The organism is Kitasatospora sp. NPDC058478 (assembly GCF_042720345.1).
In the GTDB taxonomy this organism is placed as follows: domain Bacteria; phylum Actinomycetota; class Actinomycetes; order Streptomycetales; family Streptomycetaceae; genus Kitasatospora.
Genome location: NZ_JBHXML010000033.1, coordinates 61,818 through 83,238 on the forward strand (window position 1 = coordinate 61,818; position 21,421 = coordinate 83,238).

Here is a 21,421-nt window from a genome sequence, read left to right on the forward strand (position 1 = left end):
CGCGCATTGCGGTGCAACCTAACTTCTACGGCCGAGTATCGGAACAGAGCATCCGTAAATGTTCGGTAACCGGACACAAAAAGCCAGGTCAGAGCGGGTGGAAAAGGGGTGCGAAAAGCTCAAATCTGACGCACTGCCAATGCGTCGGCGGCGCTCGGGCCCGATCGGAGCCCTGTCGCGGCTCACGGCCCGCGCAGGTCCAGCACGGTGATCCGCGCCGCGTCCGCGGGCCGGCCGGTCAGCCGCGCCGCCAGGATCCGGGGGATGTCGCCCTCCTGCGAGTACCCGGGAACCACCTCGACCTCCGCCCGCCGCACGCCGGCCTCGCCCCGCACCGCGTACACCACCCGGTACACGGTCCGCTCCGGCGGCGGCGCTGCGCCCTGCCCACGGCTCCGGACGGTCATCGGCATCGACCTCCTCGGCTCATTGTCGGCCCGGTGTGGCCGATCGGGGCAAACCCAGGCACAGTGGGATTCTCGGCACGCTCCGGGAAGGAGCGACCCCATGCAGACCACCTGGAAGGGGACGATCAGCTTCGGGCTGGTCAGCATCCCCGTCCACCTCTACTCGGCCACCCAGGAGCACGACGTCCCGCTGCACCAGGTGCACGCCAAGGACGGCGGACGGGTGCGGATGAAGCGGTACTGCGAGCGGGAGGAGAAGGAAGTCCCGTACGCGGAGATCGCCAAGGGCTACGAGTCCCCCGACGGCCGGACCGTCACGCTCACCGACGAGGACCTCGCCGACCTGCCGCTGCCCAGCAAGAAGATCATCGACGTGCTGGCCTTCGTGGACGCCGGCGAGATCGACCCGCTGATGTTCTCCAAGGCCTACTACGTGGGCGTCGCCGACCAGGCCGCCGCCAAGCCGTACGCCCTGCTGCGCGACGCGCTCACCGCGTCCGGGCAGATCGCCGTCACCAAGATCGCGCTGCGCACCCGGGAATCCCCGGCGGTGCTGCGGGTGCACGACGGCACGCTGGTGCTCCAGACCTGCATCTGGCCCGACGAGGTCCGCCCCGCGGCCGGCATCGCGCCCGAGGGAGACGTCACCGTCCGGCCGCAGGAGCTGAAGATGGCGCGGTCGCTGATGGACACCCTCTCCGAGGACTTCGACCTCGCCCAGTTGCACGACGACTACCAGCAGGCGCTCCAGCAGGTGATCACGGCCCGGTTGGAGGGCGTCGAGCTCCCGCACGAGGAGGAGCCGGGCGAGGCGCCCGACAACGTGATCGACCTGATGGAGGCGCTGCGCAGCAGCCTCAAGCGGGCCAAGGGCGGGCGGGGGCACACCGCGGGGCCCGACGCGGGGCCCGACACGGACGAACCGGAGGACGAGCAGCCCGCGACCCGCAAGCGCGCCCCGGCGAAGAAGCCCACCGCCGGGAAGGCGGCCTCGGCGAAGAGGACTGCCCCGGCGAAGAAGACCGCGACCGCAAAGGCCGCGACCGGAAAGGCCGTGGCGGGAAGGACCGCGACCGGAAAGTCCACGGCTCCGCGCAAGGCCTCCTGAGGCCCGCGGATCCGGCAGCCCCCCGAGAACCGGAGGCGATCCCGATGGACCTGCTGACCTACAAGGAACTCGACACCGACACCGACCCCGAGGCCCCGCCGCAGCGCCGGAGCCCGGCGCAGCGGGCCTGGCACTGGCTGCTGAGCCTCAACCCGACCGCCGTGGTGGTCATGGTCGCGCTCTCGCTCGGCCTGGGCATGGTCGCCGCCCAGGTGAGCTGGCTGCCGATGCTGGTGCTGATGGCCATCGTCTGGGGAGCGACCGTCCTCGCCCTGGTCGGCGTGGTCGCCCGCTGGATGACGCCCGGCCGGGGCAGGCACCGGGTGGCGTCCTGACCCGGCCGGGTCCGAGCCGGGCTCGGTTCGTGCCTGCGGATCCGGGGGTGCTCAGCCGATCCACACCGTGGTGATGTTGCAGAACTCCCGGATCCCGTGCCCGGACAGCTCCCGGCCGAACCCGGAGCGCTTGACGCCGCCGAACGGCAGCGCCGGGTGGGAGGCGGTCATCCCGTTGAAGAACACCCCGCCGGCCTGGATGTCGCGGACGAAGCGCTCCTGCTCGCCCTCGTCCCGGGTCCAGACGTTGGAACTGAGCCCGAACGGCGTGTTGTTGGCGAGCGCCACCGCCTCGTCCAGGTCGGCGACCCGGTAGACCGTGGCGACCGGGCCGAAGGTCTCCTCCTGGTGGATCCGCATGGCCGGGGTGATGCCGGTCAGCACCGTCGGCTCGTAGAAGTAGCCGGTGTCCCAGCCCTCCGGGCGTCCGCCGCCGCACTCGACCCGGGCGCCGTGGGTGCGGGCGTCCTCGACCAGCTCCTCCAGGTCGTCCCGGCCCTGGCGGCTGGCCAGCGGGCCGACGTCGGTCGCCTCCTCCATCGGGTCGCCGACGCGCAGCGCCCGCATCGCCTCGGTGAAGGCGGCGGTGAAGCGGTCGTACACGTCGGTGTGCACGATGAAGCGCTTGGCGGCGATGCAGGACTGCCCGTTGTTCTGCGCCCGGGCCCGGACGGCGGTGCGCACCGCCGCGTCCAGGTCGGCGCTGGGCAGCACCACGAAGGGGTCGCTGCCGCCCAGTTCCAGGACGGCCTTCTTCACCTCGTCGGCGGCGGTGGCGGCGACCGCCCGCCCGGCGGGCTCGCTGCCGGTGAGCGTGACCGCGGCCACCCGGCGGTCCCGGATCACGCCCTCGACCGCGCCCGAGCCGATCAGCAGGGTCTGGAAGCAGCCCTCCGGGAAGCCGGCCCGGCGGAACAGCTCCTCCAGCGCCAGCGCCGTCCGGGGCACGTTGGAGGCGTGCTTGAGCAGGCCGACGTTGCCCGCCATCAGGGCCGGCGCGGCGAACCGGACCACCTGCCAGAACGGGAAGTTCCACGGCATCACGGCCAGCACCGCCCCGAGCGGGCGGTAGCGGACGTAGGCGCGGGCGGCGCCGGAGTCGGCGACGTCGGCCGGGGCCGGGTGCTCGTCGGCGAGCAGTTCCTCGGCGCGGTCGGCGTACCAGCGCATCGCCGTGGCGCACTTGGCGGCCTCGGCCCGGGAGGCGGTGAGCGGCTTGCCCATCTCCTCGGTCATCGTGCGGGCGATCGCCTCCCGGTCCTGGTCCAGCAGGTCGGCGGCCCGGCGCAGCAGGTCGGCGCGGGCGGCGAAGGGGGTGGTGCGGTAGCCGTGGAACGCGGCCTCGGCGCGGGCCAGCCGCTGCTCGATGCCGGCCGCGTCGAGCGGTTCGAAGGTCTCCAGGATCTCGCCGGTCGCGGGGTTGACGCTGGCGATGGGCATGCGGGGCTCCCAGGGGGGTCGGGGTCCGGTGCGTCTGCGCCTCTCACCCTCCCCGACGGCCCGCCCGGGGGCACGCCACCACCGCCCGGCGTGTCCCGCCGGGCGGTGGTGGCGCGGGCACGTCTACTCGGGCAGCGACTCCACCCGGGCCGCCGCCTCGCGGGCCCGGGCGCCGGCCCTGGTCCGCCCGGCCGTCACCAGCCGGCCGGGAAAGCGGTGCAGGTACTCGGCCTCCAGTTGCCCGGTGCGCAGGGTGTGCCGCTTGAGGGCTTCCTCCGAGCCGTACAGGAAGGTCTCGTGGCGCGTGCGGTGCAGCTGTTCCAGCTCGTGCAGGAGCGTGTCGTTGCCCAGGGCGTGCGGGGAGACGCCCGCAGGCCGGATGTGCGGATCCTCGACGTGCCGCATCTGGTACCTCCTCGGCGGAAGCCCCCTCCTCCAGGGTGCCCGCTGCCCCCGGCCGGTGCACCAGTTCGGGTGGCGGGGGGCGCGCCCGTCAGGCCGGTCGTGATCGAACGGATCGTAGGATGAATGCTTCTGGACTCTTCGCTCCCGCCCCCTACAGCTCGGACAGATCCCCCATGCCGCTCCCCAAGGCCGAACTCCACCTCCACATCGAAGGCACCCTGGAGCCCGAACTCGCCTTCGCCCTCGCCGCCCGCAACGCGGTCACGCTGCCCTACGCCGACACCGAGGCGCTGCGGACGGCGTACTCCTTCAGCGACCTGCAGTCCTTCCTGGACCTGTACTACGCGCTGATGGCCGTGCTGCGCACCGAGGAGGACTTCGCCGACCTCGCCGACGCCTACCTCACCCGGGCGGCCGAGGCGGGGGTGCGGCACGCGGAGATCTTCTTCGACCCGCAGGCGCACACCGCGCGCGGCGTGCCGCTCGGCGTGGTGGTCGACGGCCTGACCCGGGCGCTGGCGCGCAGCGAGGAGCGGCACGGGATCAGCACCCAGCTGATCATGTGCTTCCTGCGGGACGAGTCCGCCGAATCCGCGCTGGAGACCTTCGAGGCCGCCCGCCCGTACTTCGACCGGATCGCGGGCATCGGCCTCGACTCGGCCGAGGTCGGCCACCCGCCGGCCAAGTTCCGCGAGGTCTACCGGCGGGCCGCCGAGGCCGGGCTGCGCCGTGTCGCGCACGCGGGCGAGGAGGGCCCGGCGTCCTACATCACCGAGGCGCTGGACGTGCTCGGCGTCGAGCGGATCGACCACGGTCTGCGCTGCCTGGAGGACGGCGAGCTGGTCGCGCGGCTGGTCCGCGAGCAGGTCCCGCTGACGCTCTGCCCGCTCTCCAACGTCCGCCTGCGGTGCATCGACACCCTCGCCGACCACCCGCTGCGCGAGATGCTGGAGGCCGGCCTGCTGGTCACCGTCAACTCGGACGACCCGGCGTACTTCGGCGGCTACGTCGACGACAACTTCCGTGCCGTGCAGCAGGCCCTCGCGCTCGACGAGGAGATCCTGCGCCGGCTCGCCGCGAACTCCTTCCGGGCCTCCTTCATCGATGACGAGCGCCGGGCCGAACTGCTGGCCGAGGTCGAGGAGTTCCGCTTCTAGGCACTGTCCTGGGCGGCGCCTGACGGCCAGCCGCCCGGCCCCGGAGCGTAGGGCCCGGGGCCGGGCGGCCGGGTCTGCCGAACGGTCGGCCGAACGGGGTCAGAGCAGGGTGCTCCAGTAGTACCAGAACCGGTTGAGGACCAGCAGGGCGATCACCGCGTACCAGAGCGCCGGGACGACCCAGTGGTAGCGCGCCGCCTCGCGGACGACCGGGCGCAGGGCGCGGCCGGTGGGGATGATCCCGGAGCGCAGGTTGTGCAGGGTGGTGTACCAGAACAGCGGGATCATCGTGGCCCAGACCACCATGCAGTACGGGCAGAGCGCGCCGATCCGGTAGAGCGCCTGGTACATCAGCCAGGTCACGAAGCCGATGCCGAAGACCGTCCCGGCCTGGAGGCCGAGCCAGAACCAGCGCCGGTACGCCGCCCCGGCGAGCAGCCCGGCGCCGATCGCGATGACGACCCCGAAGCCGACCAGGCCGAGCAGCGAGTTGGGGAAGCCGAAGGCCTCGGCCTGGTCGCTGCGCATGATCGAGCCGCAGCTGATGATCGGGTTGATGTTGCAGGAGGGGACGTACGACGGGTCCTTCAGCAGCCGGATCTTGTCCAGGGTGAGGACCGAGGAGGCGAACAGGCCGACCGCGCCGCCGATCAGCAGCAGCCAGGCGAACGGGCGGCTCGCGCCGTACGTCCGCACGGCGGGGGCGGCGGCCGTCATCCGGTCACCTGCTTGACCATCGCGGTGAACTGCTCGGGCGTGGCGGCCTTGCCGCCGGTGAGGACGTCCAGCTTCTTGCCGTCCAGCTTGACGGTCGGGGTGCCGGTGACGTCGCTCTTGTTGAACTCCTCGTTGACCTTGGCCGCCCACGGCGCGTAGGTGCCGTCCTGGACGGCCTTGACGAAGCCGTCGGTCTTCAGCCCGGGGACCTGGCCGGCCAGGTCGAGGAGGTGGTTGACGTCGCCGAAGCCGTCGGTGCGCTCGTCGGGCTGGTTGGCGTAGAGCACGTCGTGGAACTGCTTGAACTTGTCCACGCCCTCGTTGAGCGCGGCGCCGGCGGCGGCCAGCGCGGTGCGCGAGCCCTTGCCGCCGAGGTTCTTGTCCAGGAACGTCGCCAGGTGGTACTCGATCTTGTACGTGCCGTCGTCGGCGAGCTGCTGGATGGCCTTGCCGGTGGTGGTCTCCAACTGCTCGCAGAACGGGCAGCGGAAGTCCTCGTAGATCTCCAGGGTGTGCGGGGCGTCGGCCTTGCCGTAGGTGATCACGGTGCCGTCCTGGCCGCCCGTGTTGGCGGGGACGGTCAGCGGGCCGCTCGCGGCCGCGTCGGCGGAACCGGAGCCGGAGGAGCCGCCGACGGCGAAGGCCACACCCGCCACGAGGGCGAGCACGGCGGCGGAGGCGCCGCCGACCACGACCCGGCGGCGGATCCGGTCGGAGCGCTCGGCCTGGGCGCGGGCGGCGCGCATACGGTCGGTGGCGTTGGTCTTGGCGGCGGCCTTGCGGGTGTTGCTCATGAGGTGTCGTCCTGTGCTCTCGGGCGTGCGGGGGTGCGGGCGCGCGGGGCGCGCGGCGAGAGGACCGGCCGGGCGCGGCGCCGAGCGGCGCGCGCCTGTCAGCAGGCCAGGGCGAGCGCCGGCGGACCGCGCCGGACGGTCGGGCGGACGACGACGTCCTCGGCCGGGACCAGGGCCCGGCTGGCCCGGGGGAACGGCACCCGCGCCACCGGACGGGCCGGGACGGGCGCGGCGAGCAGCCGCAGCCAGCGGGCGGCGGCCGGCAGGTGCCGGTGCAGGAAGTCGCCCAGCATCCGGACGGTGCGGGCGAGGCCGGCCAGCGCGGCGTCCGCGCGGCGCAGCCAGAACGCGCCGGCCAGCGCGATCGCGGCGTGCAGCAGCAGGAGCAGCAGGACGCCGATCTGCTGGGAGACGCCGTGGCCGAGCAGGAACCCGCCCAGCGAACCGCCGCCGCACAGCAGCGGCTGGAAGCCGCGCGCGGAGCCGGGCGGCAGGGACGGGCAGGCGGTCTGCGCGAAGTCGAACAGTGCGCTGACGCCCAGCTCCAGCGGCAGGAACACCGCCGCGACCGCCGGGTAGCCGCGCTCGCGGCCGGCCAGCGCGTACGCCACCGCGAACACGGCGACGCAGGCCAGGGCCATCGGGCCGGCCGGCAGCGCGCGGCCGGTGACCAGCACCTGGCCGAGCCCGGCGAGCAGCACGACCAGCGCGGCGAAGACCGCCGCGCGGAGCGTCCTGGTGACCGGGCCGATGTCCATGGCATCCGAGTCTGCCACAGGTTGAAAGCGAAACGGTCGGGCCGGAGGTCCGCTGTGAAGAGCCTCACCACCGGCGCTGAGCTGGGCTTATGCGGCTCTTACGCGGGTCGGGCCGCCGGGCTCACCGGGACCTGCCAGCCGTGCTCATCCGGGCCTGCCGGCTGCGCTCACCCGCGTCTGACCGCCGCGCCGACCCGTTCCTCGACCAGTTCCCGGAAGTGCTCCAGGTCGTCCCGTACGGTCCGCTCGATCGCCCCGGCCAGGGCGAAGCCGCGCGGCCCGCCGAACGCCTCGTGCATCGCCTCCGGGTCGTACTCCACCCGGATCTGCAGCCGGGTGTGCCGGGCGTCCAGCGGCAGCAGCGCGAACGCGCCGTGCAGCCGCGGTTCGTCGAGCGTCCGCCAGGACATCACCCGGCCCCGGCCGCGGTCGGTGATCTCGGTGTCCACCGCCCGCTCGGCGCCGTCGACCTCCACCCCGAGGTGCGCCAGGTTCCGTCCGTGCGGGTGGGCGCTGCGGACGCCGTCGACGAACTGCGGGTACTCGTGCACCCGGTGCAGCTGCTCCCAGGCGACGAGGACGGGGACGGCGAGGTCGATCTGTTCCTCAAGGATGCTCATCACGGTGCTCCGTGGCGGGGGCGCAGGGGGGCGCTGGGTACGGCGCGCAGTTCCAGCCTGCGCCCCGCGCGGGAGCCGGGCAAAGGCGCGCCCCCGGGCGGGCGGCCGCCGCGGGGCTGCGGGAGACTGGGCGCATGCCGGAGCTGCCCGAGGTCGAGGCGCTGAGCGACTTCCTGTCCGAGCGGCTGACCGGGCGCGTCATCGCCCGGGTGCAGCCGGTCGCGATCAGCGCGCTGAAGACGTACGACCCGCCGGTCACCGCGCTGGAGGGGCGGACCGTCGGCCCGGTGACCCGGCGCGGCAAGTTCCTCGACATCGAGGCCGGCGGCCTGCACCTGGTGGTCCACCTGGCCCGGGCCGGCTGGCTGCGCTGGAAGGACGGCCTGCCCGCAGAACCGCCGCGCCCGAGCCCGAGGAACCCGCTGGCGCTGCGGCTGCGCCTGGCCGGGGAGGCCGGCGACGGCTTCGACCTGACCGAGGCGGGGACGAAGAAGGGCCTCGCGGTCTACGTGGTGAAGGACCCGGCCGAGGTGCCCGGGGTGGCCCGGCTCGGCCCCGACCCGCTGGACCCGGCGTTCACCCTGGCGGACTTCGCCGCCCTGTTGAGCGGCGACCGGCGCCGGCTCAAGGGCGTGCTGCGGGACCAGGGCGTGCTGGCCGGGGTGGGCAACGCCTACTCGGACGAGGTGCTGCACGCGGCCCGGATGTCCCCGTACAAGCCGGCGTCCAGCCTGACCGAGGAGGAGACGGCGCGGCTCTACGAGGCGCTCGGCGCCACGCTGCGCGGCGCGGTGGAGCGCTCGCGGGGGCTGGCGGCGGGGGAGCTCAAGGCGGAGAAGAAGTTGGGGCTGCGGGTGCACGGCCGGACCGGCCTGCCCTGCCCGGTCTGCGGGGACACCGTGCGCGAGGTGTCCTTCGCGGACTCCTCGCTGCAGTACTGCCCGACCTGCCAGACCGGGGGGAAGCCGCTGGCGGACCGGCGGCTGTCGCGGCTGCTGAAGTGAGGGCGCGGGTTGAGGGCCCGGGCGGGGCGGGCCTGGTGCGGCCCGCCCCGCCCGGGGTGGGTTCCTGCGGGGCTCCGGTGGGAGCGGGCCCGGCGCGGGTTCAGCGCTTGACGGCGACGCCGCCCCAGTAGTACGCGGCCTTCGGGTCGGCCGGCGGCTCGCCGTCCGGGCGCCAGGCGAGGACGGGGGAGAGGCCCGGCTCGACCAGGTCCCAGCCGTCGAAGAAGCGCAGGACGTCGTCGTGGGTGCGCGGGACGAGGGTCATGCCGCCGGCCCGGGCGGCCTCGGTGACCTTGCCGACCGCCTCCGGGTCGAAGTCCTGGGTGGGGGTGGTGAGGGCGATGCAGCTGCCGGCGGGCAGGGCGTCGCGCAGGGCGGCGACCCGGCCCCACGGGTCGTCCTCGTCGGCGATGAGCATCAGCACGGCGATCATCAGCAGGCCGACCGGCTGGGTGAGGTCCAGCGTGGCGGTGAGCGCCGGGTCGGTGAACAGTTCCTCGGGCTTGCGCAGGTCGGCGTGGATGTAGGTGGTCCGGCTGGCCGGGCTGGACACCATCAGGGCGCGGGCGTGGGCGAGCACGATCGGGTCGTTGTCGACGTAGACCACCCGGGTGCCGGGGCTGACCGCCTCGGCGATCTCATGGGTGTTGGGCGACGTGGGGATGCCGGTGCCGAGGTCGAGGAACTGGCGGATGCCGTGTTCCCGGGCGAGGTGGCGGACGGCCCGGCCCTGGAAGGCGCGGTTCGCCTTGGCCATCTGCTTGACGCTCGGCACGGCCTCCTCGATGGCCTGCCCCATGGCGCGGTCCGGCGGGAAGTTGGTCTTGCCGCCCAGCCAGTAGTCGTACACGCGCGCCGAGTGGGGGGCGGTGGTGTCGACGCCGAACCGTTCCCACTGGCTCAGCTCGGCGGGGTCGTCGTCGGGCCGGTCCTGGTCCGGGATGTCCTGACTTGTCGTCATGGCCACGTCCTCTGATGGCAGATCATCACACTGGGGAAGGCACAGCGTAGCGGTCCGGAGGGGAGGCCGGGCGTCCGGTCGGGGAAGTGCTGGGGGAGCCGGGGGAGGGCGGGGTGTGCTTGCGCCGTCGGAGTGGTGATCGGGCCCGTCTGAGGCGCCATCGGGGAGCGGCGGCGGCACACGGGGGAAGCATTCAGAATGCTGTCAGATCATCAGATTTACTCAGAAATGCCCAAGCGAACGCCCTCGCGGCGACTGCTGCTGGTCGCGGCCGGGATGTCCCTGCTCGGGGCGGCCGGCTGCGGGAGCCCCTGGAGCGGCGCGGACGACGCCGGGGCAGGCGCTACGGCCAGGCCGCCGGGCGCCGTGCCGGAGGCCGCCGGGCCGGCCCCGGGGCCGGAGGCGGCCCAGGCCGCCGCCTCCGCCGCGCCCCCGCAGGCCGCCCCGGCCCCGCCGACACCCGCCGCCGCCCCGCCGCCGATGCCCGCCCGCCGGCGGCTCACGGAGGAGGAGGCCAAGCCGGTCAACCAACTCGACCCGGGCCAACGGGTGGTGGGGCTCACCATCGACGACGGGCCGGATCCCCGGTACACGCCGACCGTCCTGGCGCTGCTCCAGCAGTACGGGATCCGGGCGACCTTCTTCCTGGTCGGCGAGTGCGCCGTCGAGAACACCGGGCTGGTGCGGGAGATCGCGGACCACGGCCACCACATCGGCAACCACACCTGGACCCACCCCGACCTGCGGCACATGTCCGACGAGGCGGTGCGGGACGAGCTGGAGCGCACCTCCGACCTGCTGTACCGGACCACCGGGCGCCAGCCGTCCTGGTTCCGCGCGCCCGGCGGGGACTGGTCGCCGGTCGCGATCAGGGTGACCACCGAACTCGGGATGCGGCCGATGGGCTGGACGGTGGACCCGGAGGACTGGGCCACGCCAGGGACCTCGGTGATCACCGAGCGGATCCTCAAGAACGTCCGGCCCGGGTCGATCGTGCTCAACCACGACGGCGGCGGCGACCGGTCACAGACGGTGGCGGCGCTGAAGGCGTACCTGCCGGTGCTGATCGACCAGGGGTACTCCTTCTCGGCCCCGGCGAACTGAGCGGGGGCGGCGGGTGCGGGTGACGGTTCCCAGCAGAAGTCGCGGCTTTGCCGCTTAAACCACCCGAAAGAGTGGACTGGGAGAACCGTTTCTGCTGATTTTGGGCCTCTAGGGTGATCTCGCATCAATGCATCAGGTACCACTAGGTACCTCCTGAAAGGCCATCAATCATGCGTCTCCGCAACACCGCACTCGCCGTCGCCAGCGCCGTCGCCCTCGTCCTCGCGGTTCCGACCTCCGCCAACGCCGCCGTCGGCGACTTCCTCTACAAGGTCGGCCGTGTCCCCGGCGTGCCGGCCGGGCTCGCCGACCCGGAGAGCCGCGTGTGCATCAACCTGTTCGGGGCCACCGACAAGGACCCGGCCTTCGCGCCGGAGAACCTCACCACCTCGACGGCCACCGTCTTCCTGGACTACGACTGCGACGGCGACGTCTTCTACGTCATGAACCCCGGCAAGAGGCTCGGCGACCGGCTGAAGCTGCGTTCCGTGATCTTCTCCTGAGTGGGGTGGCCCGGGCCGGACGGTCGGCGTAGCGTCGAACTGTCCGGCCCGGTCGCCGGCGCCCCGCCGTGCCCGTGCGCGGCTCGCTGTGCCCCTGGTCGGGCGCCGAAAGCCTGGGCAGAGCGAAGGAGGGCCTGGGATGACCGGCAACGGCTACGCACACCCCGAGGCGCTGGTCCGCACCGAGTGGCTGGCCCGCCACCTGGACGACGGGACGATCCGGGTCGTCGAGGTGGACGAGGACACCACCGCCTACGACCGGGACCACATCCCCGGCGCGATCGGCTGGAACTGGACCACCGACCTGCACAGCCGGGTCGGCCGCGACTACGCCGACCGGGAGGGCGTCCAACACCTGCTGCGGGCGGCCGGAGTGGAGGACGACACCACCGTGGTGCTCTACGGGGGCAACAACAACTGGTTCGCCGCGTACGCCTACTGGCTGCTGCGGCTGCGCGGCTTCGGGCCCGTGCGGCTGCTGGACGGCGGGCGCAAGAAGTGGGAGCTGGAGGGGCGCGGGCTCACCGAAGAGGTGATGGACTACCAGCACACCGCCTACCGGCTGACCGGGCCCGAGCGCCCGGAGCTGCGGGCGCTGCGGGACGAAGTGCTCGGCAAGGCCGAGCTGTTCGCCAAGCCCGGCTCGGACGCGGTGCTGGTCGACGTCCGCTCGCCCGCCGAGTACCGGGGCGAGCTGATCGCGCCGCCGCACCTGCCGCAGGAGCAGGCGCAGGTGCCCGGGCACATCCCCGGCGCGGTCAACGTCCCCTGGTCGCAGGCGGCCAACGACGACGGGTCGTTCCGCTCGGCGGAGGAACTGCGGGCGCTGTACGGGGGGAAGGGCGTGGAGCCGGAGCGCGAGGTGATCGCGTACTGCCGGATCGGCGAACGGTCGGCGCACACCTGGTTCGCGCTCACCGAGCTGCTGGGGTACCCGCACGTGAAGAACTACGACGGCTCGTGGACGGAGTACGGCTCGCTGGTGCGGGCGCCGGTGACGCTCGGCGGGTGAGGGGGCGGGAGGCGAGGGGGGCGGGGGCCGGGGCGTGAGGGGCGGGTGGGGCACAGGGGGTCCCCGGGGTGTGTGGCGGTGTCGCGGCGGCGCCATGTCGGCCTGTTTCTTTTCATGAACATCTCACAATTGGGGAGTGGACCGGGAGCCACCGGGACATGGATCGATCCGACCCATCGTCCCAGTGACCCTGGAGGACCACGTGCGCAAGAGGCTGATCGTCTCTGCTGCCAGCGCCCTGAGCCTGTTCCTGGCCGTCCCCGCCTCGGCGGCCGACTTCCAACCCGGCGCGGCCGGCATCGGAGACCCGTACTACCCGACCTACGGGAACGGCGGGTACCGCGTCTCGCACTACGACATCCGGCTGAAATACCAGCCCGCCACCGACGAACTGGAGGGCACCACCACCATCCTCGCCACGGCGACCGAGAACCTCTCCCGCTTCAACCTCGACTTCGCGCTGAACGTCCAGGAGGTCCGGGTCAACGGACGTCCGGCGACCTTCGCCACCAGCGGGGAGCAGGAGCTGGAGGTCACGCCCGCCCGGCCGCTCGCCAAGGGCAGCCAGGCCACCGTGGTGGTCCGCTACAAGGGCGTCCCGTCCACCGTGAAGAAGTACGGCTTCACCGCCTGGCTGCGCACGCCGGACGGCGCGGTGGCCGCCGGTGAGCCCGAGTCGGCGTGGTGGTGGTTCCCGAGCAACGACCACCCGAGCGACAAGGCCACCTTCGACGTCTCGGTCCAGGTGCCGGACGGCAACCAGGTGATCAGCAACGGCATCCTGGCCGGCGCCGTCTCCCAGGCCGGCTGGACCCGCTACAGCTGGCGCGAGAACAAGCCGCAGGCGACCTACCTGGCCACCCTCGCGGTCGGCAAGTTCGACGTCACCACCGACAGCACACCGAGCGGGCTGCCCGTCTACAACGCGTACAGCAAGGACCTCGGCGAGAACACCGACGCGGCCAAGGCCAGCGTCGAGCGCACCGGCGAGATCGTCGACTGGCTGAGCGGCTACTTCGGCGACTACCCGTTCAGCTCGGTCGGCGGCTACGTGCCCAACGTCAAGACCGGCTTCGCCCTGGAGACCCAGACCCGGGTCTTCTACAGCCCCCGGCAGTTCGCGCGCGGCTCCAACACCTCCGTCGTCGTGCACGAGCTGGCCCACCAGTGGTACGGCGACAGCGTCTCGGTCTCGCACTGGAGCGACATCTGGCTGAACGAGGGCTTCGCCCGGTACTCGCAGTTCCTCTGGTCCGAGCACGAGAACGAGGGCACGGCGCAGGAAATCGCCGACTACGTCTACGCCTCGCACCCGGCCGACGACCCCTTCTGGACCGTCAGGCCGGGCGACCCGGGCGCCGCCAACCAGTTCGCGAACGCCGTCTACGACCGGGGCGCGGTGGCCATCCAGGCGCTGCGCAATGCCGTCGGGGACGACAAGTTCTTCCAGATCCTGAAGGGCTGGCCCACCGAGCGCCGCTACGGCAACGCCTCCGTCCCGGAGTTCCAGGCGTACGCCGAGAAGGTCTCCGGGAAGAAGCTCGGGGACCTCTTCGCCACCTGGCTGTTCACGGCCTCGAAGCCGGCCGTCGGGCCGGCGCCGGCCGCAGCGGCGGCCTCGCTCGCGCCGGGTGCGGGCGCGGGACAGGCCGACGGGCAGCTGCCGGCGGAGCCGAAGTCCTGGAAGAAGATCCAGGAGACCAACTCGCTGCACGACGAGGAGCGTTGAGGTCTGGGTGCGTTGAGCCCCCGGATGTGACCTGGTGATCTGGTGACCTGGTGACGGGCGTGGTCCGGTCGGCCGCTTGAGGAAGCGGGCGGTCGATCGGGCTTCGCCGCTCCGAGGCCGTCCGTCGCCAGCAGTTCGGTGAGGCGGCGGACGGCGAAGGGTATGAGCTCCCGGACCGGGATCAGCCGGCAGGGCGCGTTGCCGACCAGCACCTCGCGGATGCCCGCCCGCTCCTCGAACTCCTTTCCCACGAGCGGGAAGTGGGTGTCGTTGTCGTCGCCCACGTCGGGCGCCTCGATCCAGACCCGCTCGCCCTGGATCGCCATCGGGAAGCGCCGGAGCTTGAGGCGGCGGTTGGGCGCGAAGGTCTCGGCGTAGTGCAGGAAGGTGTTGCGGTTGTGCCCGACACCGATCAGCAGCACGTACCCGCCGAGGTCGTGCAGCGCGCCGAAGGGCGACTCGCGGCCGACCGCGAAGCCCAGCGAGCGGCGGGCGGTGACCTCGCGGGCGTGCGCCCCGACCGCGGCGACCGAGGCCTGCGGATGCGTGCTGCGCAGGCTCTCCGGCAGCGCGCGCAGCGCCTCCGGCACGGCGCCCATCGGGGAGGGGAGCCCGGGGTGGAACAGCGGGACGGCGGCGCGCCGTTCGGCGACCTCGGGGCTCGGCAGGCCGGCGTGCTCCGGTGCCGGGTCCCGGACGACGGCGGTGGTGAAGGTGGGCACCGCGACCGTGCCGCCGGGCCCGACCGCCTCGCGCAGGCTGGCCACCACGGCCGCGGCGCCGCCGTCGACCCGGCCGAGGCTGGAGAGCGAGGAGTGCACGATCATCGCCATGCCCTCGCGGACGCCCACCCGCCGCCAGCCGTCGACGAGATCGGCGGTGCTGAGCGGTGCGTCGAGCGGGGTGGTGCGCGGGCCGGCGCTGTGCGCGGTGGTGCGGTGCGCGGTCATGGTGCCCCCTGGCGGTGCTGTGCAGGTGCTGGTGGGATCGTTCGGGGCCGACCATAGCGCGTGACACTGACAACCGGTCAGGACGGGCTGGCCGTCCGGCAGTCCGTCCTGACCGGTCGTGCTGTGCAGGGTCGGCGGCCGTTCAGGGCCTCGACCCCGTCGCTTCGGCCAGCACCCGGGCCTCCTGCTCGGGCGTGAAGCCGTGGCCGAGGGGCGGTTCGCCGCGCTCGCGGTCCCAGGCGAGCACGTCGGCGGCGGTGACCGCGAGCGGGGTCGCCGGCAGCCCGGCCGCCCTGGCCCGGGCGGCGCTGCGCTGCTGTCCGGGCCAGAGCGGCGCGGCCCGGACCAGCGGGAAGAACGGCGGCGGCGCGCTCTCCGGCGGCACCGGGACGACCTCCACCTCGGCGCCCGCGACCTCGGCACAGGTGGCGATCAGCCCGCCCAGCGTGGTCGGCTCGGCCGGGCCGACGGCGTGGAAGGCGCCCGCCCGGCCGTCCTGGAGCAGCCGGACCACCAGCCGGGCCAGGTCGCGCACGTCGACCACCTGGACGGGCTGCTCCGGCCGCCCCGGCAGCGCGATCCGCCCGCCCCGGGCGGCCCGGCGCGCCCAGTAGGTGAGCCCGCGCTGCTCGTCGTGGGGGCCGGCCACCTTTCCGGGGCGCACGATCGTCGCCCGGTCTCCGTAGCGGGCGGTGACGTCGTCCTCGCAGGCGACCTTGAGCCGGCCGTACGTCTCCTCGGTGAGCTGCTCGGCGTCGCGCAGGGGTGCGCGGCGCGGGGCGGACTCGTCCGAGCCGGGGGCGAGGCCGGCGCGCTCGTACACCGCGTGGCTGGAGATGAACAGGTAGCGGCCGACCCGGTCGCCGAGTGCGTCCATGGCCTGGCCGACCTGGCGGGGGCGGTAGCCGCTGACGTCCACCACCGCGTCCCAGCGGCCGCGCAGGGCGGTGTAGTCGCCGGTGTCGCGGTCGCCGATCAGGTGGGCGGCGGCGGGGAAGAGACCGGGGTTGGTCCGGCCGCGGGTGAACAGGGCGACCTCGGCGCCGCCGCGCAGGGCGTCGTCGGCGATTGCGCGGCCGACGAAGGAGGTGCCGCCGAGGAGGAGGATCCGCATGGGCCCAGCGTAGCGGCGGGGCCAACGGGCCCGGGGGGAGCGGCGGGTGGCGGGGAGGCGCCGGAGGGCGCCGCGTGGTGCGCGGTGCCCTCCGGTCTCGGGACAGGCCTAGGTTGCTCCGAGGGTGCGGGCCTCGGTGAGGATCAACTCCTCGATCCCGTACAGGAAGCGCTCCATCGCCGGACGCGGGAGCACCGCGGGGTCGGCCGTCATGGTCAGGCTCAGTGCGCCCGGGGACTGCAGTGCGTCCAGGGCGTAGGTCAGGCCGGGGCGGGGCTCGAACTCCACCGGCCAGGTCAGGGTGGTCTCCTCGCCCGTCCCGGTGTCGGGGGAGGCGGTGACCAGCTCGCGGGTGTCGTTGAAGATGCAGGACCGGTCCGCGAGCGGGACGCCCTCGGCGGCGAGCCGCCCGATCTCGGCCTGCAGTCGCAGCTTGTCGTAGTAGGCGTGGCGGTAGGCGCCGATCGCGGCGGCGTTCGTGCGCCGGACGACGTCCCTGAACTCGGCGGTGGCGTCCGGGAGGTGGAACAGCCCGTCGCCCGCGACCACGCTCACCGCGTTGGTCAGTTCGGGCAGGAAGCGGTTGTTCACCACGACGTTCAGCACCGCCTCCGTCGAGCCCGACAGCCGGGCCGTCATCGCCGCCGTCGCCGCCAGCAGCACCGAGGAGGACGTCACCCGGTGGGCGGCCGCCACCTGGTCCACCGCGCGGGGCAGCGCGGGCGAGCGCAGGACGGCGTTCGGGAACCTGGCGCCCGGCGTGGCCGGCTCGCCGGGCGGGGGGAACAGCCGGGCCGGGGCCAGCCGGAGCTTGCGCAGGAACTGTTTGCGGGCGCCCTCGTCCCGCCGCCGACCGCGCTCGGAGGCCTGGAACTCCGCCTCCTCCAGCGGCTGTTGGGCGGGCTCGCGGATCTTGGCCAGCTCGGCCGGCGCGGTGCCCTGGCAGAGCGCGGTCAGGTCGGCCACCAGGCGGTTCATCCCCGTGCCGTCCACCGCGGTGTGCGAGAGCACCAGGCTCACGTACCGGGCCGACCCGCCCGCCTCCACCACGCCGACCCGGATCGGCCACTGGGTGGCGGTGTCGAACGGCAGTGCCGCCAGCTCCTCGTGCAGCCGCGCGCCCGCCTCGACCGGATCGGCCGGCTCCGCGCAGTGCCGCACCTCCACCTCCAACCGGCCCTCGGCGTCGACCACTTGGTGTAACCGGCCGGCCTCGCCCGGCACCAGGCGGGTGTGCAGCGAGTCGTGCAGGTGGAGCAGCCCCTCCAGGCCGGCGAGCAGGGCGGGCAGCGGCAGCCCGGGGTCGAGCGGCGCCGCCGCGGCGATGTTGTAGCGCGGCGCGTCGGCCGGGGTGAGCCGGCTCAGGACGTCCCAGATGGCCTGTTGGCCCCAGGTGGCAGGGCCGGACCCGGCCCGGCCGGACGAGAAGGCGATCTCCAGCAGTTGACGAGTGGTCACCGTGTGGCTCTCCGATGTGGCGGTGGATCGTGACGTCGTGCCGGTGCGTTGGGAGCGCGGATGCTGCTGGGGAGAGTGTGGCGCACCGCCCGCCCGCCGTCGAGGTCCGAGGTTCGGGGCCCGGCGGGTGTGCGGCCGGGGCTTCCGCATCTATCTCGACGTGAAGTATCTTGATGTCGAGATTGATGTCGATCATGCAACGGGGGCCTGCCATGCGGGGGAACGGACTGATGGCGCAGCTGCGGAAGCCGCCGGGCGGGCGCGACGCGCGGATCATGCTGCTGGCGCAGTGCGTCGACCGGACCGGGAGCGGGGTGTGGGCGGCGGCCTCGGTGCTGTACTTCACCTACGTGTGCGGGATGGACGCCCGGCAGCTCGGCGTGCTGCTGGGCGTGGGCGCGGCGGCGGGGATCGCCGGGTCCCCGCTCGCCGGGCGGGCGGCCGAACGGCTGCCGGTGCGGTGGCTGCTGATCGGGTGCCACCTGCTGCGGATCGGAACGATGGGCCTGCTGCTGGTCGTCGACGACTTCGCCACGCTGCTCCCCGCCGTCGCCCTGACCTGTCTGGCCGAACGCGCGGCCAAGACCCTGGAGATGCTGTTCGCCACCCGGATCGCGGGCGAGCGGCGCGGCACGTACCAGGCGCTGTTCCGCAGCGTGGCCAACGCCGGGTACGCGCTCGGCGCGGGCATCGCGGCGATCGGCCTGGCGATGGGCACCACGAACGCCTACCGCGCGCTGATCGTGGCCAACGCACTCTCCTTCGCCCTCGCCGCCGTCCTGGTCTGGCGCACCCGGGAGCCGGCCGGGCGCGGCCTGGTCGCCGCGGCCTCCGAGGAGGAACCCGCCGCCGCGGCAGCCGCTCCGAGCCCCTGGCGCGACCGGGGCTACCTGCTGTTCGTTGCGCTGGACATGCCGCTGAACCTGGACGACTCGATCCTCAACGTCGGCCTGCCGCTCTGGCTCGTCCACCACACCGGCGCGCCGCACGCCGTCGTCCCGGTCTTCCTGATCCTCAACACGGTGCTCGTGGTGCTCCTGCAACTGCGCGTCTCGGCGCGGGCGCAGGGCCCGCGCGGGGCGGCCGCGGCGGTGGGCTGGTACGGCCTGACGCTGCTCGGCTGCTGCCTGCTGACCGCGCTCGCCACCGGCGGCGGGCCGTGGGCGGCCTCGCTCGCGCTGCTGGCCGCGGCGATGCTCGTCACGCTGGCGGAGCTGATGCGCTCGGTGAGTTCCTGGGAGCTGGCGGTCGTCCTGGCGCCCCCAGGGGCCCAGGCCTCCTACCTGGGGGTGGCCGGGATGGCCCAGTCGGTGCAGAAGTCGGTGGGCCCGCTGCTGCTCACCGGCGTGGTGATGACGGCCGGTCCGGCCGGCTGGCTGGCCCTCGGCGCGGCGACCGTCGGCCTCGGCGCGCTCCAGCGCCGGGCCAGCCTGCGCCGGCTGGCGGCCCTGGCCGGCCCGGCGGCCGAGCCGTCGCCGCGGGTGGGGGCGGCGGTCGGCTGATCCGGCGCGTCGCGGCCGACGGGCGCCCGCCGGGCCCGGAGCGGACGGCGGAGGGGGCGTCAGGGCCCCGCGACGTACCGGGGGCGGGACGGCTCGTCAGATCGACTGGCGGGCCGTTTCCGCCGGCCCGGGCCGGGTGGCGGTGACGACGTGGTAGTCGAGGAGGCCGCTGCGCCAGGCGGGGAGGAAGTTGCGGCTCCAGTGACCGGGAGGGACGGCGTCGGTGAGGTAGCGGTCGAGGCCGGGCCAGACGGCGTCGCCGATGGACTCGGTGGTGATGGTGGTGAAGCCGGCCGCGGTGAGGTCGCTGGTGAAGGCGGCGAGGGGGTGGGGGACGTCGAGGCCGTCGGCGAAGCTGGCGAGGAGGATGCTCAGGCGCTCGGTGATGTCCGGTCCGGCGGCGGCGAAGAAGGTGGTCACGACGAGCCGGCCGCCCGGGCGTAGGACGCGGGCGGTCTCGCGGGCGAAGCCGGTGAGTTCGCGGAAGTGCTGGGCGGCCTCGACCGAGTAGACGCCGTCCAGGGAGCCGTCGGCGAAGGGGAGTTGGTTGGCCGATCCGAAGGTGTAGGCCAGCCGATCGGGGTAGGTGGCCAGGGCTTTGGCGTTGACGGCGCGGGCGCGCTCGATCTGGTCGGGGTGGATGTCGACGCCGGTCACGCCCCCGAACCGGAACTCGCGCAGGGCGAGCGCCGCGCCGAGTCCGCGCCCGCAGCCGACCTCGGCCAGCCGCAGCCGCTCACGTGGCTCCGCGAACTCCCGCAGGACCCGGCGGTAGAGCTGCTCCTGGCTGTGGACCCGGTCCTCGGTCGTCGGGGCGGTGAGGTCCATGTCCTGCCAGTAGCCGAAGTTGATGAATCCACCGGCGAAGCTCGCGGCCTGGGACAGATCGCCGGCACCGTAGGTCCGGCGTACGGGGGCGGGGATGTGGTCGTGGCTCATGATGGTCGGTCTCCCGGTGTGTGATGTACCCGGTCTCGGCGGTGGAGTGACGACCCCGGACCGGGGGCGCTGAACGTGCTGCGTGACGATGTGGCGGCGCTGTGACCGGCACCGCGGTGCTCGGCGCCCGTCGGGCGCGCCGAGGTACGTACCCAAACCGGTGGTGATCCGAACACGGTACGTGATGGACCCCGGTCCGGGGCGGGAAAGGGGCGCGGAGGTGGCCCGGGGGGCTCAGAACACCGCCGCACTACCGGGGGCGGCTACCGGGCGCGGACGGCCGGTTCGCTACAGTCCGCGAGGATTCCCGAGGGTTTGAGGAGAGCGACACCGTGAACATCCCTGACCAGCGCCCCGCACCGCCGCTCAGCGGCGGCGAGCGCGAGATGCTGCGCGGCTTCCTGGACTTCCACCGGGCGACCCTCGCCCTGAAGTGCGAGGGCCTGACCGACGAGCAGCTGCGCCGGCGCTCCAGCCCGCCGTCCACCCTGACCCTGCTCGGGCTGGTCCGGCACATGGCGGAGGTGGAGCGCACCTGGTTCCGCAGGGTGATCGACGGCGAGGACGTCCCGCTGGTCTGGTCGCAGGACGGCGACTTCCAGGCCGCGTACGACGCCACCGGCGCCACCCGGGCCGAGGCCTTCGCCGTCTGGCAGGCCGAGGTCGAACACGCGCGCCGCATCGAGCGCGCCGCCGAGACCCTCGACGTCACCGGGTACCAGGCCCGGTGGGACGCCGACGTGTCGCTGCGGCTGGTGATGCTGCACCTGATCCACGAGTACGCCCGGCACAACGGGCACGCCGACTTCCTGCGGGAGGCGATCGACGGGGTGGTGGGGGCGTAGCCGTGCGCGCCGGGTGCCCGGGGCCGGGGCCTCGGGCACCCCGGAGGGTCACCAGCCGAGCAGGTGGGTGCGGCGGGTGAGGGCGGCGAGGATGGACTCGGCGGCGCCGGCGGGGGTGAGGGAGCTGGTGTCCAGGGTGTGCGGGCCGGGGACGGCGCCCGGAGTGGGCTGGAGGACGACGAGGTGGAGGGCGGCGCCGGTGGTGCGGCTCTCGCGTCGGAAGGTGTCCAGGGTGGGCGGGGCGGCCGGGCACTCGACGATGACCTGGTAGCCGCCGGTCGCGTAGGCGAAGGCGGCCTGCGCGGCGGCGGCGAGGGCGGTGGTGTTCTGCCGCTCGGCCTCGGGGAGGTGCGGCGGGAGCTGGCCGCGCCGGATGACCCGCAGGAAGTCGTGCGCACGCAGGTGGACGCTCGGGTGCAGCTCCTCCGCGAGCCGGCTCGCGACCGGGCTCTGGCCGGCCCCGGCCGGGTCGACGAGGACGAGGACGCCGCCGGCGCCCCGGCCGCCCCCGAGCTCCGGCCCACCTACGGTCGTACGGTTCACAGCTGCTGATCCCTTC

22 protein-coding genes and 1 pseudogene are annotated in these 21,421 nt (G+C 73.7%); 10 read left to right on the forward strand and 13 right to left on the reverse strand.

Translation table 11 applies throughout. The features are described from left to right. Window positions 1-182 precede the first annotated feature (182 nt). A complete protein-coding gene (locus tag ACFWPT_RS19820; RefSeq protein WP_380377289.1) occupies window positions 183-407 on the reverse strand; it encodes a hypothetical protein in 225 nt (74 codons plus the stop codon). Between the two features lie 100 nt (window positions 408-507). On the opposite strand from ACFWPT_RS19820, the gene ACFWPT_RS19825 reads away from it, so the two are divergent. Both ACFWPT_RS19825 and ACFWPT_RS19830 read left to right on the forward strand, forming a co-directional pair. After that, window positions 508-1,515: a Ku protein gene (locus tag ACFWPT_RS19825; protein ID WP_380483112.1), complete on the forward strand. Its 1,008-nt coding sequence runs from the start codon at window positions 508-510 to the stop codon at window positions 1,513-1,515. Between the two features lie 44 nt (window positions 1,516-1,559). Further along, a complete protein-coding gene (locus tag ACFWPT_RS19830) occupies window positions 1,560-1,850 on the forward strand; it encodes a hypothetical protein (protein WP_380430560.1) in 291 nt (96 codons plus the stop codon). Window positions 1,851-1,901: 51 nt separating this feature from the next. On the opposite strand, the gene ACFWPT_RS19835 is transcribed toward ACFWPT_RS19830, so the two are convergent. After that, complete coding sequence (locus ACFWPT_RS19835) at window positions 1,902-3,290, reverse strand: NADP-dependent succinic semialdehyde dehydrogenase (RefSeq protein ID WP_380343024.1); 1,389 nt, start codon at window positions 3,288-3,290, stop codon at window positions 1,902-1,904. A gap of 123 nt (window positions 3,291-3,413) precedes the next feature. Continuing rightward, entirely contained in the window at window positions 3,414-3,695 is a 282-nt protein-coding gene (locus ACFWPT_RS19840) for a DUF6158 family protein (protein ID WP_063346435.1), read from the reverse strand. Between the two features lie 173 nt (window positions 3,696-3,868). Between ACFWPT_RS19840 and ACFWPT_RS19845 the strand changes: the two genes are divergently transcribed. After that, a complete protein-coding gene (locus tag ACFWPT_RS19845) occupies window positions 3,869-4,852 on the forward strand; it encodes an adenosine deaminase (RefSeq protein WP_380483115.1) in 984 nt (327 codons plus the stop codon). Between the two features lie 99 nt (window positions 4,853-4,951). On the opposite strand, the gene ACFWPT_RS19850 is transcribed toward ACFWPT_RS19845, so the two are convergent. From ACFWPT_RS19850 to ACFWPT_RS19865, 4 genes are all read right to left on the reverse strand, one after another. Beyond that, window positions 4,952-5,569, reverse strand: a complete 618-nt coding sequence (locus tag ACFWPT_RS19850; protein WP_380483117.1) for a vitamin K epoxide reductase family protein — start codon at window positions 5,567-5,569, stop codon at window positions 4,952-4,954. Continuing rightward, a complete protein-coding gene (locus tag ACFWPT_RS19855; RefSeq protein ID WP_380430205.1) occupies window positions 5,566-6,363 on the reverse strand; it encodes a DsbA family protein in 798 nt (265 codons plus the stop codon). The genes ACFWPT_RS19850 and ACFWPT_RS19855 overlap by 4 nt, the downstream gene beginning before the upstream one ends. A 98-nt stretch (window positions 6,364-6,461) precedes the next feature. After that, entirely contained in the window at window positions 6,462-7,121 is a 660-nt protein-coding gene (locus tag ACFWPT_RS19860; protein WP_079135407.1) for a hypothetical protein, read from the reverse strand. Between the two features lie 167 nt (window positions 7,122-7,288). Next, a complete protein-coding gene (locus ACFWPT_RS19865; protein WP_363369629.1) occupies window positions 7,289-7,741 on the reverse strand; it encodes an SRPBCC family protein in 453 nt (150 codons plus the stop codon). 134 nt (window positions 7,742-7,875) lie between these two features. Here ACFWPT_RS19865 and ACFWPT_RS19870 point away from each other — a divergent pair, with 134 nt between their 5' ends. Next, window positions 7,876-8,745 (forward strand): Fpg/Nei family DNA glycosylase, encoded by an 870-nt coding sequence (locus ACFWPT_RS19870; protein ID WP_380343030.1) that lies wholly within the window; start codon window positions 7,876-7,878, stop codon window positions 8,743-8,745. Window positions 8,746-8,845: 100 nt separating this feature from the next. On the opposite strand, the gene ACFWPT_RS19875 is transcribed toward ACFWPT_RS19870, so the two are convergent. Then, on the reverse strand, window positions 8,846-9,706 hold the full coding sequence (locus ACFWPT_RS19875) for an SAM-dependent methyltransferase (RefSeq protein WP_363369625.1): 861 nt from the start codon (window positions 9,704-9,706) through the stop codon (window positions 8,846-8,848). Window positions 9,707-9,934: 228 nt separating this feature from the next. Here ACFWPT_RS19875 and ACFWPT_RS19880 point away from each other — a divergent pair, with 228 nt between their 5' ends. The 4 genes from ACFWPT_RS19880 (at window position 9,935) to ACFWPT_RS19895 (ending at window position 14,054) form a co-directional block, all read left to right on the forward strand. Further along, window positions 9,935-10,810, forward strand: a complete 876-nt coding sequence (locus ACFWPT_RS19880) for a polysaccharide deacetylase family protein (RefSeq protein ID WP_380483120.1) — start codon at window positions 9,935-9,937, stop codon at window positions 10,808-10,810. A gap of 170 nt (window positions 10,811-10,980) precedes the next feature. Next, window positions 10,981-11,313, forward strand: coding sequence for a hypothetical protein (locus ACFWPT_RS19885; RefSeq protein WP_380483122.1), 333 nt, complete (start codon window positions 10,981-10,983; stop codon window positions 11,311-11,313). 139 nt (window positions 11,314-11,452) lie between these two features. Further along, complete coding sequence (locus tag ACFWPT_RS19890) at window positions 11,453-12,325, forward strand: sulfurtransferase (protein WP_380483124.1); 873 nt, start codon at window positions 11,453-11,455, stop codon at window positions 12,323-12,325. A gap of 202 nt (window positions 12,326-12,527) precedes the next feature. Beyond that, complete coding sequence (locus tag ACFWPT_RS19895; protein WP_380483126.1) at window positions 12,528-14,054, forward strand: M1 family metallopeptidase; 1,527 nt, start codon at window positions 12,528-12,530, stop codon at window positions 14,052-14,054. 152 nt (window positions 14,055-14,206) lie between these two features. Here ACFWPT_RS19895 and ACFWPT_RS19900 read toward each other — a convergent pair. The 3 genes and pseudogenes from ACFWPT_RS19900 to ACFWPT_RS19910 form a co-directional block, all read right to left on the reverse strand. Next, window positions 14,207-15,004 (reverse strand): annotated as a pseudogene (locus tag ACFWPT_RS19900) (aminoglycoside N(3)-acetyltransferase); the annotation flags it as partial. 142 nt (window positions 15,005-15,146) lie between these two features. Next, a complete protein-coding gene (locus tag ACFWPT_RS19905) occupies window positions 15,147-16,118 on the reverse strand; it encodes an NAD-dependent epimerase/dehydratase family protein (protein ID WP_380377272.1) in 972 nt (323 codons plus the stop codon). A 108-nt stretch (window positions 16,119-16,226) separates the two neighbouring features. Next, entirely contained in the window at window positions 16,227-17,576 is a 1,350-nt protein-coding gene (locus tag ACFWPT_RS19910) for a condensation domain-containing protein (protein ID WP_380483128.1), read from the reverse strand. Window positions 17,577-17,806: 230 nt separating this feature from the next. Between ACFWPT_RS19910 and ACFWPT_RS19915 the strand changes: the two genes are divergently transcribed. Further along, window positions 17,807-19,078 carry an MFS transporter gene (locus tag ACFWPT_RS19915; RefSeq protein ID WP_380483130.1) on the forward strand — a complete coding sequence of 424 codons (1,272 nt, stop codon included), beginning with the start codon at window positions 17,807-17,809 and terminating at the stop codon, window positions 19,076-19,078. Between the two features lie 96 nt (window positions 19,079-19,174). Here ACFWPT_RS19915 and ACFWPT_RS19920 read toward each other — a convergent pair whose 3' ends face one another. Then, complete coding sequence (locus ACFWPT_RS19920) at window positions 19,175-20,017, reverse strand: class I SAM-dependent methyltransferase (RefSeq protein WP_380483132.1); 843 nt, start codon at window positions 20,015-20,017, stop codon at window positions 19,175-19,177. A 386-nt stretch (window positions 20,018-20,403) separates the two neighbouring features. Here ACFWPT_RS19920 and ACFWPT_RS19925 point away from each other — a divergent pair, with 386 nt between their 5' ends. After that, the gene (locus tag ACFWPT_RS19925; protein WP_380343078.1) at window positions 20,404-20,862 is read left to right on the forward strand and encodes a DinB family protein; all 459 of its coding nucleotides are present in this window, start codon (window positions 20,404-20,406) and stop codon (window positions 20,860-20,862) included. A gap of 48 nt (window positions 20,863-20,910) precedes the next feature. Here the strand turns inward: ACFWPT_RS19925 and ACFWPT_RS19930 are convergent, their stop codons facing one another. Continuing rightward, window positions 20,911-21,405, reverse strand: a complete 495-nt coding sequence (locus ACFWPT_RS19930; RefSeq protein ID WP_350883659.1) for a hypothetical protein — start codon at window positions 21,403-21,405, stop codon at window positions 20,911-20,913. Window positions 21,406-21,421 lie beyond the last annotated feature (16 nt).